This is a genomic window from Vibrio sp. 2092 (assembly GCF_033339635.1).
Classification (GTDB): Bacteria; Pseudomonadota; Gammaproteobacteria; order Enterobacterales; family Vibrionaceae; genus Vibrio; species Vibrio alginolyticus.
This window is the reverse complement of the sequence record NZ_JAWOUY010000005.1, coordinates 234,632-252,142: the sequence shown is the minus strand read 5'-3', so window position 1 is coordinate 252,142 and position 17,511 is coordinate 234,632. Positions and strand designations below refer to the sequence as shown.

Here is a 17,511-nt window from a genome sequence, read left to right as displayed (position 1 = left end):
GTTCACTTACCACTCTAATGTCAGCGTAAGCGTATCCATATAAATTCCAGCCATTTCATTCCCATTTATTGTCGCCTTTGCCCAGATAGGAAACTGAATATTATCTGGGTCTTGGTCAGTATCGACGGAATATTGCGTGTCAATATCAAGCACCTGCGTGTAATTTAGATCCTGGAACAAAAAGTAATCTACCGTTGTCGCTTCTTCACTGTGCTTTAGCTTACGTACACCATCCGATGCATTCATCCCGCCATTTACGGAAACATTCATCGTAATACCCGGAGTACAGCTTAATGTGAGTGATGAACTGTAAGTGATGCTGCCTTGTACTTCCGTCGCGTAAACTGAAGAATGCTCACCAAAATCTAACGTGCCTATTTGCCCGGCTTGGGTTGCGCTTTCTTCTTGTACTGCGCCGTTAATCAAACAACCTGTATCTACGGTGGCAGACACCTGAAAAGTTTGTGTCGCATCAGCCAGCACAGTTAAAGAGCACAAACTCATCGCGACAAGTGAAAAGCCCCTAACAACCAGCGTCACGTTTTACCAGCTTAGCGTCACACTGATGGTATCGGAGTATGTACCGGCAATGCTGCTCGTACCGTAAGCTTTCGCAAAAAGCTCAATAGTTTGCGATGTTGCACTAGTAAATTCAGACAGAGCTACCGTCCCACCTTGTATAATTTGTGTGCTTCGGTCTGAGTCGGTAAACAACGTATAATCAATAAATTGCGCGCCATTTGACATCGCGTAGGTACCAACGGTCGCACTTGCATCATACAATCCGGTGCCCAATGTAAACGTCGGTGTCACACCGTTACTACAAAGCACTTCAATACCCGTCGCACTACCACCATTTACCACACCATCTTGTTCACTGAAGATTGCAGGCACGTCTCCAAAGGCAAGTGAGCCAAAGCCAACGCCAGAAGCTGCATCTACCGCATTATTTCCATTAATCACACAACCTTGTACAAGGTTAATTGAAACATCAATCGTACCGCTCACTGACGCTCCATTCGCTTGCCAACTAAATGAGGTTAAGAGCAGAGGCATCATCAGATAAAATCTTTTCATATAAAGCTCCATTTTTACATTCCACTGTATATCGGTAACCTTTTTATTAGTTATAGCTCAATTATGACAAACCAAATGCATATAAAATGTAAAACAATAAAAAGAAGCAGGATAAGGATAAAGACGAACGGAAAATAAAAACATTAAACTTAAAAATGACGTTTTTTAAGCATGTAATGCTAAAAAATAACCACTAAAAACAAATGGTTATTATCTTATTCCAAATACAGAATCGACAATGAGTTAGAAGGTAGGGTGAAGTTGAGTGGAAAAAATCTAAAAAAAGTAGCAGAACGATACGAGAAGTTTAGAAAAGATTGGCGACCATTTCTTCCCGAAACAAAAATCTTCATGAAACAAAAATGCGCCCCAAAAAGGAGCGCATTTCTTACTTGAATAAGTTATTCCCAATCAAGAATAACCTTACCTGACATGCCGCTGCGCATTACGTCGAAGCCTTCTTGGAAATCGTCAATCTTGTAGTGGTGCGTGATGATTGGCGATAGATCCAGACCAGATTGGATCAGTGAAGCCATCTTGTACCAAGTTTCGAACATTTCGCGACCGTAGATACCTTTGATCACCAAGCCCTTGAAGATAACTTGGTTCCAGTCGATACCCATGTCTGATGGTGGAATACCGAGTAGTGCAATACGACCACCGTGGTTCATTGTGGTTAGCATTGAGTTGAATGCTGCTGGGTTACCAGACATTTCTAGACCTACGTCGAAGCCTTCTGTCATGCCTAGCTCAGACATTACGTCTTCTAGCTTCTCTTCAGCCACGTTTACTGCGCGTGTTACACCCATCTTACGAGCAAGTTCTAGACGGTATTCGTTCACATCCGTGATCACTACGTGACGAGCACCAACGTGCTTTGCTACTGCCGCTGCCATGATACCGATTGGGCCAGCACCTGTGATAAGCACGTCTTCGCCTACTAGGTCGAAAGAAAGTGCTGTGTGTACTGCGTTACCAAACGGGTCAAAGATAGACGCTAGATCGTCAGAGATACCTTCAGGGATCTTGAACGCGTTGAACGCTGGGATCACTAGGTATTCTGCGAATGCACCTTCACGGTTAACGCCCACACCAATCGTGTTGCGACATAGGTGAGTACGGCCGCCACGACAGTTACGACAGTGACCACACGTGATGTGACCTTCGCCAGATACGCGGTCACCGATTTCAAAGCCACGAACTTCCTGACCAATCGCAACCACTTCCCCCACGTATTCGTGCCCAACAACCATAGGCACTGGAATGGTTTTTTGTGACCATTCGTCCCAGTTGTAGATGTGTACGTCTGTACCACAGATAGCGGTTTTTTTAATTTTGATCAGAATGTCGTTATGGCCAACTTCTGGTTTATCAACCTCAGTCATCCAGATGCCTTCTTCAGGCTTTAGCTTTGATAATGCTTTAATTTTCATAATGTAACCTTAATTAAAGGCCCTATTGTCTAAGGCCTAGAATCTTAAATAAGACCCATGTCCTTACCAACTTGGATGAACGCGTCGATTGCACGGTCTAGTTGCTCGCGAGAGTGCGCCGCAGACATTTGAGTACGGATACGTGCTTGACCTTTTGGTACTACAGGGAATGAGAAGCCGATTACGTAGATGCCTTTCTCCAGCGCACGCTCTGCAAATTCTGCTGCTACTTTTGCGTCGCCAAGCATGATTGGGATGATTGCGTGGTCAGCACCACCCATTGTGAAACCCGCGTCTTCCATACGAGTACGGAAGTGTGCTGCGTTTTCCCATAGACGATCACGTAGGTCACCACTCTCTTCTAGTAGATCTAGAACGCGGAGAGAAGCGCTTACGATTGCTGGTGCAACAGAGTTAGAGAATAGGTATGGACGAGAACGCTGACGTAGCCAGTCAATCACTTCCGCTTTACCAGATGTGTAACCGCCTGAAGCGCCGCCCATTGCTTTGCCTAGCGTACCAGTGATGATGTCGATACGGTCAACCACGTTGTGGTGCTCGTGCGTACCTGCACCTGTTTTGCCCATGAAGCCAACAGCGTGAGAGTCATCAACCATAGTCAACGCGCCGTACTTCTCTGCTAGGTCACAGATAGCCGGAAGGTTTGCTACTACGCCGTCCATTGAGAACACACCGTCCGTTACGATAAGAATGTGGCGAGCACCTGCTTCTTTCGCAGCGATCAGTTGTTGCTCTAGCTCTTCCATGTTGTTGTTTGAGTAGCGGAAACGCATTGCTTTACATAGACGAACACCGTCGATGATTGACGCGTGGTTTAAAGCGTCAGAGATGATTGCGTCTTCTTTGCCTAGAATAGTTTCAAATAGGCCCGCGTTTGCGTCGAAACATGATGTGTAAAGAATCGTATCTTCTTTACCTAGGAACTTAGAAAGCTTCTGCTCAAGCTCTTTGTGGATGTCTTGCGTACCACAGATAAAACGTACTGAAGCCATACCAAAGCCGTGCTCGTCCATGCCTGCTTTACCCGCTTCGATAAGTGCCGGGTGGTTAGCAAGACCAAGGTAGTTGTTCGCACAGAAGTTTAGTACTTCTTCACCAGTAGAGATTTTAACAGCCGCTTGCTGTTGAGACGTGATGACACGCTCTGATTTGTAAAGGCCTTCCGCCTTTACTTCTTCGATTTGCTGCTGAATCTGTTGGTAGAATGCAGAAGACATTTGAAATTCCTTCCTAGTTATTTTGGCGAGTATTTACTCGTTTAGAATTAGGCTTAGCCTTTATGTGACGGGCGTCACGGGCTATCACTCATCAATTAATTGTAGTGTAATTCAAGGAAGGAGGAAGGATTATACCTTAAGGTGGAAAAGCATTAATGAATCCTAGGCACAAATTCGATTAATGCTTTTCTATGAGTTTGTTATAAAAGGAATTATAGCCAGGTAGGCTTAGCCAAAAGTGCTTCAAAGTCCTTAGCAGGTAATGGTCGGCTATAGTGGAAACCTTGTCCGAACTCACAGTTTAGGTTTTTCAGGTAATCCACATGACGCTGTTCTTCGATGCCTTCTGCGACGATCTTAAGATCCAGCGCTTTCGCCATTGCTATGATTACGTTCACAAGCTCGCGGTCTGAGTCGTTCTCGAACATATTTTGCATAAAGCTACGATCAATCTTTAAGCGGTCGAACGGAAACTTCTGCAAGTAACTCAGCGCAGAATAACCAGTACCAAAATCATCAATAGTAAGTTTGGTGCCTAACGCTCGTAAGTTATTAAGCATGTCTAATAGCTCAGAATCGTGATTGAAGAGGAGACTTTCTGTCACTTCAATATCGAACTTATCTGACGGAAGACCAGACTCCTCAACGCTGTGTTTAATAAACGTAAGTAAGCGCTCGCAGTACCTAAATTGAACACTAGAAAAGTTTACAGAAACAAACAACGGAGTCAGACTCTGCCATTGTGCCGCTTGTCGACACGCTTGTTGAATAGCAAACTCACCAATTTGATGAATTAAACCATTTTTCTCTGCAATAGAGATAAACTCTTCAGGGTTTACGAATCCGTACTTGTCATCATTCCAACGCATTAGCGCTTCTGCCCCTACGATTTTACCACTACTCAGCTCAATAATTGGCTGATAATACAGCTCTAACAACTGATTGGAGATCGCACTTCTCAGACGATTTTCCAGATCCAAATAGCGTTGCAAATCTTGGTTCATATTATGGTTATAAAAACAAAAGCCATCACGCCCATCTTGTTTCGCCCGATACATTGCCATATCTGCACATGCAAGAAGCTGCTCAGCGTTGTCTCCGTCATCCGGGAACACAGACATTCCGACGCTACTACTCAAGAAGAATTCATGGTTGTTCCAAACAAACGGATCGTTAAACGCCGAAAGTACACTTGAAGCAACTCGCTTTGCAGTATCATTATCAGGCAAATCAGGGATGACGAGTAAAAACTCATCCCCACCAATTCTCGCCAATAAGTCTGTTTTTCTCGCGACTTGATACAGTCGCTGAGCACTGAGTTTAAGGATTTCATCCCCAACAAAGTGTCCCATTGAATCGTTAATCTGCTTGAAGTGGTCTAAGTCGATGAACATCACCAAAACTTTAGACCCACTACGCGATGCCCTAATTAACTCCAAAGCCAATCGCTCGGAACCATAACTACGATTAGGCAAATTAGTTAATGTGTCATATTTAGCTTGGAAGGCGAGTTCTTTTTCAGACGCTTTTCGACGTTCAATTTCGTTCGTTAATTTTTTATTCTGTTGAGAAAGAATATCTTTACGCTTTTTTTCTTCCTCAAGCTTAATTTTCAATTCAATCCTATTATTGTTCGTGATGAATGCATAACATAAAGCAATGACGATCATAACGGCCAGAATACTCAAACCAATAATAAAGAGCCGTGATGTAAATATATCTCGTTCACTCAAAGGCTCGAACCACGCCATCAATTTAAAGTGATGTTTATCCACAGGCACTTCAAAGTAAATTTTTCCGTCTACAGCCTCAGAAACGAAATAGTTCTCATCCTTATTGTGAGAAGGTGTTTTATTTATGGTATCCCATACAACCATTTCCACGTCTTTTATTTTTAGCACCATTCGGCTATAACTATCTTCGTGTTCTTGGTTAGTAAGTTGGTCAATAACAATATTCTTATTAAGATCGGCAATTAAAAAAGCAACAGGCTTTCCGGAGAACTTAACTTGCTTAATGACTTGAATGCGAACGTCATCATTGTATCGCGTCGCACAAACCTCTTCGGGATGCCCGTGTTGAGTCATTAAGGTTTGTATGTCCATTTTGTGCTCGGCAAGGTTTTCAGATCCAGTGGTGACAATGGTGACTCCATCACTGCCTACCAGCGTGAGCTTCTTATAGATTTGGCTGCTATTAATTAGCTTACTGTCTATCTTCTCATCGAAGCGACGCTTTAAATTAATTAGACTGGCTCCTAATCCATACTCCATTGACATGCCAGAAGCTAAATTACCAAAGAATGTTTGTATTGTTTTATCTGTAGCTAGATTATCAACATCTTCACTCGCTATGGTAAATAAATTATCGAGTGTGCTTGCATAACTTTTTACTTTTAAATCTAGTTCTCTGTATTGAGATTCTTTTAACTTATTTTGACCTACGCTAGTCACAGTAATAAGCATAGCTAAGTAAATTGAAACTAATATTGCGCTTATTGTAATAAATCTTTTACTGGAAAATTTTTTAACGGCCTTATTCATCGGAGTTTCTTTTTATCTTCTATAAAGTAATCGTTATAAAAGTAGTAAATAGATGGATAGTATTTTTTTACTAGTTTTTCGTATGAACCGTCTTGTTTTATCGAGTCTAAATAACGATCAAATGCTTTGCGTAATTCAGGGGAATTTTTACGGAATGCAACAGCCATTTTTTGATTCTCAGATATAGGGCCAATGACTTTTATTTCACCCGGCCATTTTTCGAGGGCAATTAGCGTATCCGCAACATCTAATAATGTGCTTTCCGCATCATTTTTCATTATCGCTGGAACCATCTCATTAAGGAGACGCGCCCCATCAGGTAATATAACTTTTGCACCTGTGTCATATAAGTCATAAAGGTTAGGATCCAAGCAAGAATGTTCTAAAGCTAACACTTCGCGACCATCGATCAGCTGCTTGACGTTTTTAACATCTTCATCGACCGACCCACTTGGTTTAATCGGGCTCAGACTAGAGTCGGATCTGGAAACCAACCATACACCTGAAGGAAAATAATCTTGTGAAAAATCGACAACCTCAGAACGCCAATCAAGAATAGTAACGCCATTTGCGATCAAATCGCCTTCAATTGGAACACTTTCTCCGACAACAGCCTGCTTGTTGTGATATTGCACATTTTGCCCTGTCAACTTACCAACCACGTCGCTCCACTGTGCTGGAACATACTGGTACTGAACACCTAACGACTTGGCAAAACCTTTTATTATCTCTACATCCAAGCCAGTCAAAGTTTCCACTTCACCTTGTTCAATATAGGAGACAAAGTTAGCGTACGGGACACCAATGTGACGCAGTACACCGCGTTCACGGATTTGTTGTAAATCGTCTGACCAAGCGGCAGACGACGCAACAGAGGTAACCATGAGCGCCACCGTCGCTAAAGTTCTTTTGAATGTTATGACTGACATAATAATATCCTTACCTTTCACAAAGCGCCCAATAATGGGCGCTTGAGTGATAAACAACGATGTTAGAACGACGAGTAATACAAATTCGTCATCGCCACTACGAGCCCTTCCACATCTTGTTCGTCATGGAACAAATGCGTAGAGATACGCAGCGCGTAAGTATCAAAGTCATCATCCTTATGCAGCTTAAAGCTAGTCGTACGGATGATGTAACCATACTCTTCACGTAAACGATCTCGGAATTCCGTCAGTATCTCTTCATTAGTTACATCGGAGAACGGGTTAACCGTCGTTAAGCCACTGGTTAAGCCTTCCACGTTTGGTGAATACATTTTGGCTTGTGGCAAGTACTCTTGAAGCAAGGTTTTACATAAACTACCAAGGCTTACAACTCGCTCTTCGATACGGTCTCGACCAATCTCATCCCACATTTTGCAACTATCAACTAGTGCTTGTTTCGCAGGATAGTTATCGTTACCAATGTATTGCATTTGCAGCTGTTTACCTAGGTAATCAGCATGAGAAAGTGAGGAGTTGATCAACCATAACGGGTTCTCTCGGTCACTCCAATACTCATTCAAACGGTTACCGTTATCACGAACATACAGAATACCTGTCGCGCCCGGACCACACTGCCACTTATGACCAGATCCTGCATAGAAATCACAATCCATATCGTGGAAATCAAGGTCAAACATACCGACCGTATGCGCGCCATCAACAAGAGTAGGTACACCATACTCTTTTGCTAAAGCACAAATGGCTTTTGCTGGTAGCGCGGTTCCTGTTTTGTATGTGATATGAGAGAAAACAATTAGGCGAACGTTTTGATTCGCATCAAGCGCGTCTCGGAACGCTTGAATGTAATCTTGCTCAGAAACGTTTTCGGTACCAGTAAATACTGGTAGTTGAATTTCTACCACATCCACACCAAAACGATGTTTCGCTACGTTCATAGGTGATGTTGCAGCAATATGTTCATGGTGTGTCGTTAGAATCACATCACCTGGTTCAAAGTGTAAGCCATTAATGATCGAGCATAAGCCATCAGTAGTGTTGCGGCTGAGAATGATCTCTTCTGGGTTAGCACCAAAACCTGGTGCGACGTCTTTAACCATCTCTGAAACATAAGGCCAAGAGCCAAATTTGCCTTTCATGTCCCAAGGATATTTAGCCACCAGCTTGTTGTTATACTCGTAATCTTCAAGAACATGTTTTGGCATTGAACCTGTTGTACCAATGTTCATGTAAGTGGTTCGTTTGTCCAAAACGAACTGTCTTCGCACTTTACGCCAGAAGCGCTTATCATGTTTTCTACCTAGCCCGCGGCTGCTCCAATCAATTTTCTGTTCTCGTGCTTGAGCTACGCCTGAGAAAGCGGAAGCACTCACACCAGCAACAACAGCTCCTGTTGCGCCTTTCAGAAAATTACGGCGGCTGCTATTAGTCTGAATAGATTCCTTGTCTTTCATCTTTTTCAATCCTTGTCGGAAATTAGCCATATTATTAATTTTAAGTGCGTAACTATCTGTTACTAAAACATTATTACCCATTACAATCAGAGTTTAATTTTTTCCTCTGCCATTAAGTGACTTTAGTTCCAATTTTTTATCTTATTTGATGATATAAGCAACAGTTTGACCACAAATCTATAAACAACAATGTTCACATTAATATATTCGTTAATTTGATTATTCTTTATTGCGGACAATTCCACCAAATTCTTTATAAAACAATTATGAGCTTTGTTATAAAGTCATTAAAAATTTAACTTTGCGTTAATTTAAAAATATTCAGGCTATTTTAAGATTGGCGTCTATTCTTTTTATATCTTAACGATCTCAACATGTTAAGACTAAATAAAAGAAAGCTGATTTCGGATCGAGATATCAGTTTAAGACTATAAAGTGATACACATCACTCTATGACATAAACTCACCGCTCAACAGACATAAGTAAAACAGGTTTTCACTAATATGTGCTTGAGCGTACACCCTAAAAGAAGGAGGTCCCATGTTAAAAGGATTGCTATGCATTTCAGTTGCATCCGCTCTTGTCGCCGCCCCTAACGCGCTAGCAAAAACGGTAGAAATGACTGCTCTCAACACCAATGAGAGCGCTGGTACCATTGAGATTTCACAAAGTGATTATGGCGTTGTTTTTACGCCTCAATTATCAGGTTTGTCAGCAGGTGTGCACGGTTTCCATGTTCACACTAATCCATCTTGCGATAGCATAGAAAAGGATGACAAAACCGTATTAGGCGGCGCAGCAGGTGGCCATTATGATCCTAACAACACAGGGAAGCATGGCTATCCTTGGACCGATGACAATCATTTAGGCGACTTGCCTCCACTCTATGTGGACATGGACGGCAATGCCAATCAGCCCGTTGTCGCTCCTCGCCTAAAATTATCGGATTTAAAAGGTCGAGCGTTAATGATCCATGCAGGTGGTGACAATCACTCCGATCACCCAAATAAGCTAGGTGGTGGTGGCGCTCGCGTCGTATGTGGTGTTATTGAATAAACATTAACTTTATGTCTCACACTTCTCTTTAGATTGCGAGAAGTGTGAACTTCTGTTGATACTGAGAGGAGGTTGCATTGGTCTCAAGGTAGCTGTGGTGAAGCATTAAGATCGATTGGACAATCTTCGTCCCGATCCCCAAAGAACCGCCCTCCGCTTCTTCCTCGATGTGATTGACGAAGGTAAAGTGGATGCGCGACTTATCTTCACTCAAATACGCTTGGCAATGCACTTCCGAGCCAATTGGGCTGTGGCGCAATGCATTTTCAAGCAGGTTCAACACCAACCGCTCTAAGAGTCCTTTATCACCCACGGTTTGGATTTCACTATCGATATCCACTTTCAACACCACTTCTTTACGAGAAAACTGGCTCTGCATCGTTTCAGCACATTCTGCCATCAACGCTCCCAAATCCACGGGGCGGTACTCGTAGTTTGGCATTGGTGCTTCTTTGCGCGCGGCGTCTAATAAAGAATGCAGTTGAGTTGAGAGCTTCTCACAATTTCGGAAAGCGACGTCAATCAAAGGATCGGATTCCGGATGTTGCAAACGCCATGTTTCCAAATAGCCCAGCACGCTCGATAACGGCGTTTTTAAATCATGACTAAGCTGCAACAAGCTTTGACGACGATGAGACGATTGATACTCCAACTGTAAAAACTGCTGCTGAATGTGCTTTGCCATCATCTGATAAGAGTGCGCAATCGGCACGAGCTCCGGCACTTGGTGAGTAAAATCAGGTTGCAGGCGGAAATCATGTTCAGCTTGCTGTTGAAGTTGCTTGGTCACACGCTCAATCGGGTTCAATAGACTACGTTTGACCAGCACATAAGCCCCGAGGGCAAAGCCTAAAATGGACACTAAAACCAATCCTGCCAGCGCGATGTAAGGGGTATCGACTTGAGCGTTGGCAATGGCGTCATGTCGGGTACTGCCAATCACCACGTAGAGATAACCGACCGTAGAGCCTAATTCCTCTATCGCCGCAACAGAAAAGACTTTGTGCTCACCACGATTGCGTGGGTCTTCACCCAAAATAGGAAAAGGCTGGTCATTTAAGAATTGCTTAATGGGATTGAGATCCACCTTCCCCATGATCTCCGCTCCTTCCGGTGCTGCATGAGTGGTTATGTTGCCTTGGCTATCGAGGAAGTAGATTTCAAAGTCAGGGCCGATCAGCATGAGCGTGTGAAAAATCGACTTGAGCGCTTTAGGGTTGTAATCCGTCCCGATCATCAGCGGGTTATCATCACGCATGTGGCTGGCTAGCTCTTTATGCAAGCTTTGCTTGGTGCGTAACTCAATGGTTTCTTTTTGCCAATTGTAAGTCAGTGCAATCACCACCGCCGCGAGGCAGAACCACAAGCTAGTAAATACTACCAAGCGAGATTTGAAGCTCATCCTATCGCCTCCTTAAACAGCGGTGTTTTTGCAACACCCGTGATGATTGAAAAATGACGGTGAAAACAACTGCCGACTTACTGTCTTGGCTTGATGTTTTGACTTACTTTCTTACATTAGAGTCTTGGCTGAAACTTATATCCAACACCCCACACGGTTTGAATGAAGTGATGATCAGAATCAGACAACGACAACTTGCTGCGTAAACGGTTTATGGTGCTACACACCGTATGGTGATAACCAGAATGACTGGTGTTCCAAACGTGATCGAGCAATTCATCTTTACTGTAGACTCTGCCCGGACGAGTCGCGAGAAACTGCAGCAAAGTAAACTCTGTCGCGGTAAGAGTGACGTCTTTGTCGTTTAGGGATACTTGGTGCAACTCCGGAATGATTCTCAGCGGACCAAAATCCATCGCATCGTCGAGGACTTCATTTGCCACCTTTGCTTCTGCGGTTTGGCTGACTCTGCGTAGCACGTTTCGCACTCGTGCTTGGAATTCTAATACGCTAAATGGCTTAGTGATGTAGTCATCAACGCCCGCTTCTAAACCGTCAACCTTGTCCATTTCACCGTCTCTCGCTGTCAGCATGAGCACTGGACTCCAATCTTGTTGCTGACGCAAATAATGACAGATGTCTAGACCATCACCATCTGGTAAACCTCGGTCAAGGATCAATAAATCAAAGGGTTGTTGCTGGTATTGCGTTTTAGCATCGGCGACATTTGTGGCCCGCGACACTTGGTGTCCTTGAAACTTGAGATGCATCTGAACCAGTTCTGCCAAATCATCGTCATCTTCCACCAACAAGATGTTCGCGACTAAATTGATTGCCTGTTGTTCCATGGTCCTTTCCTTGCCTTCGAGTATCCTCACTTTGCACATGACCGGAACAAATTAGAAAATCTTTCAAAAAAGTTTCCGATGACGCCATGAGGGATAAAGCGCTCGGCTACAAACGCTTTGGAAAGGAGACGTCATCGGAGCCTGTGTTACTCGACTCGAGTGATGGTGACTTTCGCACCTGGGTTCAAGAAACGATGGTTCGCAGAAAGTGCTGAGTTTGCTAATCCGTCATCTTGGCTAACAACACCCGCATGGAATGCAACAGCGTCACTGCTGTCATTACGAGCGGCGTTGAAGCCCTCACCGCCACCTGCTGGGCCCGGGATGGTTGCAGCAAGTTCATCGTTTAGCTCTGTACCGGAATCCCAAACGTTCATGCTCATTTCGTAGCTTTCACCTACTGCGAGCGATTTGAGCGATAGCCCCGTTTCGCCAACAAAGGCATCATTGGTATTCACAAACATAGACGCCACAGACAAGTAACCGTAACGACTAGGGTCAACCGTGATGGTGACTTCGTCCGATGCACCCGGCAACACCAATCCATTGCCCGAAATACCTTGGTAAACACTGTCATTGCTGTTCATCAACTCAATCAGCTCAGCGTTACTGCCGCCTTCGGCAAGGTGCTCAAGTTCAACAGATGCGGCTTGTCCAATTTCAAACAGTTGGTAGTCACCATTGTGAGTGAGTACCGCGAGCGGAGACATTGGTTGATTCGCAGTCAAGTTCGCCACGTTGACGGTGTAGCGGTACGATTTCACTACGTCATTATCATCATCGCTTGGGCAACCGGCGAGCAAGCCGACTGAAGCTGCTACTAGTAAGATTCTGTATTTCATACATCCCCCTTACTTCACAACGATTGTGATGGTTGCAACTGGGTTTAACCAACGATGGCTACTGCTGTCTAGGTCACTGATGCCACCGGTTGGATCGCTATCACCAAGGTTACCCGGATGCACGTGGACTTTGTCGTTAGTTACCGTTGCTTCAACGCCTGTGCCGCCAGTACCAAACGTAATGAAAGGTGGGTTTGGCATGCTAGACGCAAGTTCATCGTTCGCTTCTGTACCGGCATCGTAACTTCTTAGCGTTGCTCGGTATGTACCCGCTTCCGTTGGAATCTTCCAGCTATCTAGGCCGACAAAACCGTCATTGGTTGGCAACAACATCGCGCTCAGAGAAAGATATCCGTGGTCGCCACTGTCTAAGGTGAAGGTGGTTGCAACACCCGGATTCAAAATGCCACCAGCAGGGTTCTCAACCACCGCACCACCAGCGTTACCAATCACACTAGCAAGACCAGAGATATCACCGCCTTCTGCCATTGCTTCTAGTTCTGGCGTTGCTGCTTGACCCGTTCTGAACATTTGAAGGTCAGAGCCATGTGCAGCAACAATAAGTGGCGTAAAGTAGATGCCTTTGGTTGCGTTTGTCACGGTGATTTCCAATTCCGCCGCATTCACTGATGCAGAGCCTAATACCGTTGCGACTGAAGTCATGACGAGTCCGAGTTGGGTACGTTTTTTCATTGTGATTCCATCCTTTAATGAGGGTTGAACTACCCAAGCCCATGTGTACGGCTTTACTTCTTTGTTCGTGACTTGAGTAGGTTAAGCATTACGTTTCGAACGTTTTGCGTTCTTGCCTCTAAGAATGACGAGCAAATCTATCAGCAACTTCATCGAATTCTCATAAAATTCTCACAAGTTCTGTTCGAATTCTGCCAGCAGCACTTTTTTACTCTTAATCAGGTATTTACACGTCGCGCTTTCCCCTCCTACAATGCGGTATTCTCTGTTTAAATCACGATTCTCAGCATGATTCATAACGTTCTGTCTGCCTACTACGGCGAAATCTACGGCATCGCTTTTTTCAACCACTACTTGAGCCATTACGCCCAAAGTGAACAACAAACACTGTGGCAAACCTTGATTGAAGTGGAAGAACTCACCGCAGAAAAGCTCAAACCTGTACTGCTAACACATGGCATGGATATCGAAAGTCGACACCAAGAGATGCTGGATAAAGGCTTGGCAGATGCAACCAAGTGGATTGGTTTACCATGGCAAGAGTTGGTGGCGACTCTTCTGAAGTGGGTAGAACCTTATGAGGTCAAGTATCGAGAGTGGCATGAAGAAGTGAAAGCTTCACAGCAGTATTCAATCGCTGAGCGAGAAGCTATCGAGTTGATTGCAGACCACGAAACGGCCATTTATCACTGTTGGCAGCAATACCATGCTGGTGAATCTGGCTTGCCTGCACTCAATGCATTTTTGGCAAAATATCGTTAAAGCGAGACGGTGACACTTGAACCTCGTGAAACCGTACCAGACAATATCGTTATTCCGCTGCGCAGAACTGAACAATTATGGTTAATCCAAAACTCATTGCCCTACTTCCTGACCTTGCTTCGTTTATCTTGGTGGTAAACGAAGGCAGTTTTACCGCAGCTGCTAAACAACTCGGCGTAACGCCATCGGCTTTAAGTAAGTTGATCACACGGTTGGAACAAGCCCTCTCGGTCAAGCTGTTTGAGCGCACGACTCGTAAATTGATCATCACTCAAGCAGGGCAAAAGGTTTACGACCAAAGCATCGCAATGGTGAATGCCGCGCAGCAAGCCGTTGAGTTATCTGCGGAAGATCATGCCGAGCCAACAGGCGCACTCACAGTGGCAGCCCCTGAAGCATTTCTTAATTCGGTGCTTCAACCGTTTGTGTTGCCATTCCTAGAACGTTATCCAAATATTCAGCTTAAGCTGCGTGCAGCAGATGGTGAGATCGATCTGTTCCGCCAAGGCATTGATGTCGCATTTAAGCTCACCGACAAACCCGATGAAAATCTGGTACTCAAAGAGATCAGCAAGACCAACCTTGTTTTGTGCGCCTCTCCAGATTACCTAGCCAAACATGGTATGCCTGAGCATCCCACTGAACTTGAGCAGCACGACTGTATTTACCTTGCCGAGAACGACAAAGACAACATCTGGTCGTTCTTTAAAGAGGAAGCCTTTCATTCGATTGCAGTAAGTGGACGCTACGCCGTCAACCATTCTCAAATGCGCTTGAATGGGGTTAAGTCTGGCTTGGGAATTGGAATCTTCCATGACTTCGTGATCAAAGACGCATTAGAGCAAGGGGAAGTGGTTGAGGTTCTGTCGGATTGGATGATTAAGAGTAACTACCACGGCGCTATCGCGATGCAGTATGCACAAACCAAATACATGCCTGCTCGCCTGCGTGTGTTTATCGACTTCGTTAAGGAGCATTTAGTCTCCGAGGACACTAACCATGCTTGAGGATACGAGCCATGCTTGAAGAGGCTAACCATGTTTAATGCTATTCATCACGTCGCGATCATTTGCAGCGACTACCCAAGATCAAAACGCTTTTACACTGAAGTGTTGGGATTAAAAGTCATTGCTGAAAACTATCGTGAAGCCAGAGACTCCTACAAGCTTGACCTCGCTTTACCTGACGGCAGCCAAGTGGAACTGTTTAGCTTTCCGGGCGCACCAGAGAGACCGAGCTTTCCTGAAGCACAAGGGCTACGACATCTCGCGTTTTTGGTTGATAATGTTGAGCAAATAAAAGCCTACCTAGAATCGAATGACGTTGAAGTTGAGCCAATTCGTATTGACGAATTCACAGGCAAAGCCTTTACCTTCTTCCAAGACCCAGATGGCTTGCCGCTGGAGATTTACCAGAAATAAAAAGAGCCAGCACTTCGCTGGCTCTTTTACTATTTCATTCTTTGTCTGTTACTAATTCAACGCCGTTTTCAGCTTCTCAACGCGGTTGAACAACAGCCAATCCAGTGCGAGAACCGTAACAATTGCCAAACCGCCCATCGGGAACGCCAGACACAATATCACCAGCGTTACTAAGCCAAGCTTCCAAATACCGCCCTGCTGAAACTTAGGTGGCGCGCCCAATGTGGCACTGCGACTTGGTCTACGAATCCACCACATCACCACACCTGTAATTGAGATTAAGATGAACGCCAAACAGAACACCACGTTGAGCACTTTGTTAAGCACACTGACATCACCTTGATGCAATGACACACCTGCCGCCATGAACTTGGCAAACAAACTGTAATCTTGCCACGTGACGTCCACCAACAAGCGACCGGAATATTGGTCAAAGTGGCTGGTGCGATCTTGTCTTGGGTCGGAAATATCGCCACCCATAGAGTTAGCTGCAACGGTGTAAACGCCCGTCTCAGAGCGCGGCAAAAACAACTTATAACCAGTGAAGCCCAACATTTCAGCCTTGAGGATGATATCATCAATAGAGAGCGCATCATGGCTGCCTGCGTATGCCATCTCTTCCTTCATGTTGGCATGATCATGAGCGGGTTTGTCTTTCGACTCTGGCACAGCAGCGAGCTCTAAGTTCCATGGCATCTCTTCTGAAGCACCGTGGTTAAGATCTTTATGTGTCAGTGTGGATTCCGGTTTCTCACCCCATGTATAATAGGTTGGGAAGGTATTCCAAGCTTGCACCATTTTCGCACCCCAGATCCCTGCCCAAGATAAACCTGAAATCAAAAAGAACAACAGAACAATCGACAGCACACCACCTAAATTCGCATGCAGGTCACGCATCAAAATCCGAGGGCCATTGTTAAAGCGAATTTTCAAAAAGCCAGCGCGGCTGGCGTTGTCTCTCGGTACCCAAAGGTACAAACCAGACACCAATAGCAAAATCCCCAAACTTGCGGCGATTTCAATCAAACGGTCGCCTAGGTCGCCGATGAGCAACGTGCCGTGAATGCTGTTCATCAGTTCATAGATGCTATCACCACGATTAATGGTGCCTTGTACGTCTCCTGTGTAAGGATTTACTGCAACAATCAGTGAGCTGCCTTCTTGGTTTTGAATCGAGAATCGGTTGGCAATATCGGCCGTTTTAGCAGGTACAAATTGAGTGACATTAAAATCGGGATACGCCTGCTTTACGGTTTCTAATTGTGCAGAGACAGGAATCATGTGCTCTTGTGGTGAAACTTGTAATGTCGCTTCGTATCGAGCCAGTTCGATTTCGTCATCAAACAACATCACCAATCCCGTGAGGGAAAGCATCAGCATAAATGGAATGACGAACAAACCTGCGTAGAAGTGCCATCGCCACGTCATAAAGTAGATGGATTTTGCGCGTGAGGCTTCCTTGAGTTGAGGCTTTGCCGAGTTTCTCAACATGTGTATTTTCCTTTTTTCATTGTTGAACACCCAAATTCAGTCAAACGCATCCTACACATACGCATTCGTATGCGGCGTTATTTGACTTAGATTTGGGAGTACCACTGCTCGAAGTGGCAGTGTTGCTGACTATATACCCAAGTGACTTCAAGATGCTGGATTCAGAGCGTTGTCATTGATTCGAGTGCAAAGAAAACAACGCTGTGTAATAGACAACTCTTTCCAAGTTGTTTGAAGCAGCAATCGGAGCAATGACACGCTCCCGAAGGGCGAGTTGTCTTGGCTTGTATACTTTGTTGTCGA

16 protein-coding genes are annotated in these 17,511 nt (G+C 44.7%); 4 read left to right on the top strand and 12 right to left on the bottom strand.

Annotated elements, in window-relative coordinates:
• Nucleotides 1–6: 6 nt before the first annotated feature.
• The 7 genes from R7P80_RS11560 to R7P80_RS11530 form a co-directional block, all read right to left on the bottom strand.
• Nucleotides 7–504 carry a spore coat U domain-containing protein gene (locus tag R7P80_RS11560; protein WP_017820521.1) on the bottom strand — a complete coding sequence of 166 codons (498 nt, stop codon included), beginning with the start codon at nucleotides 502–504 and terminating at the stop codon, nucleotides 7–9.
• A 39-nt stretch (nucleotides 505–543) separates the two neighbouring features.
• Nucleotides 544–1,089: a spore coat U domain-containing protein gene (locus tag R7P80_RS11555; protein WP_021035866.1), complete on the bottom strand. Its 546-nt coding sequence runs from the start codon at nucleotides 1,087–1,089 to the stop codon at nucleotides 544–546.
• 389 nt (nucleotides 1,090–1,478) lie between these two features.
• A complete protein-coding gene (gene tdh / locus R7P80_RS11550) occupies nucleotides 1,479–2,510 on the bottom strand; it encodes an L-threonine 3-dehydrogenase (RefSeq protein WP_033906709.1) in 1,032 nt (343 codons plus the stop codon).
• A 44-nt stretch (nucleotides 2,511–2,554) separates the two neighbouring features.
• Nucleotides 2,555–3,748 (bottom strand): glycine C-acetyltransferase, encoded by a 1,194-nt coding sequence (locus R7P80_RS11545; RefSeq protein ID WP_065275482.1) that lies wholly within the window; start codon nucleotides 3,746–3,748, stop codon nucleotides 2,555–2,557.
• Nucleotides 3,749–3,960: 212 nt separating this feature from the next.
• On the bottom strand, nucleotides 3,961–6,291 hold the full coding sequence (locus tag R7P80_RS11540; protein ID WP_213903430.1) for a putative bifunctional diguanylate cyclase/phosphodiesterase: 2,331 nt from the start codon (nucleotides 6,289–6,291) through the stop codon (nucleotides 3,961–3,963).
• The gene (locus R7P80_RS11535; RefSeq protein ID WP_017820522.1) at nucleotides 6,288–7,220 is read right to left on the bottom strand and encodes a transporter substrate-binding domain-containing protein; all 933 of its coding nucleotides are present in this window, start codon (nucleotides 7,218–7,220) and stop codon (nucleotides 6,288–6,290) included. Before R7P80_RS11535 ends, R7P80_RS11540 begins: the two co-directional genes overlap by 4 nt.
• A gap of 62 nt (nucleotides 7,221–7,282) precedes the next feature.
• Entirely contained in the window at nucleotides 7,283–8,692 is a 1,410-nt protein-coding gene (locus R7P80_RS11530) for an aminotransferase class V-fold PLP-dependent enzyme (RefSeq protein WP_025768582.1), read from the bottom strand.
• A 541-nt stretch (nucleotides 8,693–9,233) separates the two neighbouring features.
• Between R7P80_RS11530 and R7P80_RS11525 the strand changes: the two genes are divergently transcribed.
• Nucleotides 9,234–9,749: a superoxide dismutase family protein gene (locus tag R7P80_RS11525; RefSeq protein WP_017635497.1), complete on the top strand. Its 516-nt coding sequence runs from the start codon at nucleotides 9,234–9,236 to the stop codon at nucleotides 9,747–9,749.
• Nucleotides 9,750–9,777: 28 nt separating this feature from the next.
• On the opposite strand, the gene R7P80_RS11520 is transcribed toward R7P80_RS11525, so the two are convergent.
• From R7P80_RS11520 to R7P80_RS11505, 4 genes are all read right to left on the bottom strand, one after another.
• A complete protein-coding gene (locus R7P80_RS11520) occupies nucleotides 9,778–11,151 on the bottom strand; it encodes a sensor histidine kinase (protein ID WP_065275485.1) in 1,374 nt (457 codons plus the stop codon).
• Nucleotides 11,152–11,267: 116 nt separating this feature from the next.
• Nucleotides 11,268–11,999, bottom strand: a complete 732-nt coding sequence (locus R7P80_RS11515; protein WP_005375088.1) for a response regulator transcription factor — start codon at nucleotides 11,997–11,999, stop codon at nucleotides 11,268–11,270.
• A 146-nt stretch (nucleotides 12,000–12,145) separates the two neighbouring features.
• Nucleotides 12,146–12,841 (bottom strand): spondin domain-containing protein, encoded by a 696-nt coding sequence (locus R7P80_RS11510; RefSeq protein WP_005375087.1) that lies wholly within the window; start codon nucleotides 12,839–12,841, stop codon nucleotides 12,146–12,148.
• 9 nt (nucleotides 12,842–12,850) lie between these two features.
• Complete coding sequence (locus R7P80_RS11505; protein WP_005375085.1) at nucleotides 12,851–13,534, bottom strand: spondin domain-containing protein; 684 nt, start codon at nucleotides 13,532–13,534, stop codon at nucleotides 12,851–12,853.
• A gap of 288 nt (nucleotides 13,535–13,822) precedes the next feature.
• On the opposite strand from R7P80_RS11505, the gene R7P80_RS11500 reads away from it, so the two are divergent.
• The 3 genes from R7P80_RS11500 to R7P80_RS11490 all read left to right on the top strand — a co-directional run bounded on the left by R7P80_RS11500 (nucleotide 13,823) and on the right by R7P80_RS11490 (nucleotide 15,717).
• Nucleotides 13,823–14,296: a hypothetical protein gene (locus R7P80_RS11500; protein WP_005375082.1), complete on the top strand. Its 474-nt coding sequence runs from the start codon at nucleotides 13,823–13,825 to the stop codon at nucleotides 14,294–14,296.
• 77 nt (nucleotides 14,297–14,373) lie between these two features.
• Nucleotides 14,374–15,303: a LysR family transcriptional regulator gene (locus R7P80_RS11495; RefSeq protein ID WP_005375081.1), complete on the top strand. Its 930-nt coding sequence runs from the start codon at nucleotides 14,374–14,376 to the stop codon at nucleotides 15,301–15,303.
• Between the two features lie 30 nt (nucleotides 15,304–15,333).
• The gene (locus R7P80_RS11490; protein WP_005375080.1) at nucleotides 15,334–15,717 is read left to right on the top strand and encodes a VOC family protein; all 384 of its coding nucleotides are present in this window, start codon (nucleotides 15,334–15,336) and stop codon (nucleotides 15,715–15,717) included.
• 51 nt (nucleotides 15,718–15,768) lie between these two features.
• On the opposite strand, the gene R7P80_RS11485 is transcribed toward R7P80_RS11490, so the two are convergent.
• Nucleotides 15,769–17,208, bottom strand: coding sequence for a PepSY-associated TM helix domain-containing protein (locus tag R7P80_RS11485; RefSeq protein ID WP_005375079.1), 1,440 nt, complete (start codon nucleotides 17,206–17,208; stop codon nucleotides 15,769–15,771).
• Nucleotides 17,209–17,511 lie beyond the last annotated feature (303 nt).

Excerpts from the sequence above, each read along its gene's own strand:
- R7P80_RS11560 (WP_017820521.1), bottom strand. The coding sequence starts at position 504 with ATGAGTTTGTGCTCTTTAACTGTGCTGGCTGATGCGACACAAACTTTT.
- R7P80_RS11555 (WP_021035866.1), bottom strand. The coding sequence starts at position 1,089 with ATGGAGCTTTATATGAAAAGATTTTATCTGATGATGCCTCTGCTCTTA.
- tdh (WP_033906709.1), bottom strand. The coding sequence starts at position 2,510 with ATGAAAATTAAAGCATTATCAAAGCTAAAGCCTGAAGAAGGCATCTGG.
- R7P80_RS11545 (WP_065275482.1), bottom strand. The coding sequence starts at position 3,748 with ATGTCTTCTGCATTCTACCAACAGATTCAGCAGCAAATCGAAGAAGTA.
- R7P80_RS11540 (WP_213903430.1), bottom strand. The coding sequence starts at position 6,291 with ATGAATAAGGCCGTTAAAAAATTTTCCAGTAAAAGATTTATTACAATA.
- R7P80_RS11535 (WP_017820522.1), bottom strand. The coding sequence starts at position 7,220 with ATGTCAGTCATAACATTCAAAAGAACTTTAGCGACGGTGGCGCTCATG.
- R7P80_RS11530 (WP_025768582.1), bottom strand. The coding sequence starts at position 8,692 with ATGAAAGACAAGGAATCTATTCAGACTAATAGCAGCCGCCGTAATTTT.
- R7P80_RS11525 (WP_017635497.1), top strand. The coding sequence starts at position 9,234 with ATGTTAAAAGGATTGCTATGCATTTCAGTTGCATCCGCTCTTGTCGCC.
- R7P80_RS11520 (WP_065275485.1), bottom strand. The coding sequence starts at position 11,151 with ATGAGCTTCAAATCTCGCTTGGTAGTATTTACTAGCTTGTGGTTCTGC.
- R7P80_RS11515 (WP_005375088.1), bottom strand. The coding sequence starts at position 11,999 with ATGGAACAACAGGCAATCAATTTAGTCGCGAACATCTTGTTGGTGGAA.
- R7P80_RS11510 (WP_005375087.1), bottom strand. The coding sequence starts at position 12,841 with ATGAAATACAGAATCTTACTAGTAGCAGCTTCAGTCGGCTTGCTCGCC.
- R7P80_RS11505 (WP_005375085.1), bottom strand. The coding sequence starts at position 13,534 with ATGAAAAAACGTACCCAACTCGGACTCGTCATGACTTCAGTCGCAACG.
- R7P80_RS11500 (WP_005375082.1), top strand. The coding sequence starts at position 13,823 with ATGATTCATAACGTTCTGTCTGCCTACTACGGCGAAATCTACGGCATC.
- R7P80_RS11495 (WP_005375081.1), top strand. The coding sequence starts at position 14,374 with ATGGTTAATCCAAAACTCATTGCCCTACTTCCTGACCTTGCTTCGTTT.
- R7P80_RS11490 (WP_005375080.1), top strand. The coding sequence starts at position 15,334 with ATGTTTAATGCTATTCATCACGTCGCGATCATTTGCAGCGACTACCCA.
- R7P80_RS11485 (WP_005375079.1), bottom strand. The coding sequence starts at position 17,208 with ATGTTGAGAAACTCGGCAAAGCCTCAACTCAAGGAAGCCTCACGCGCA.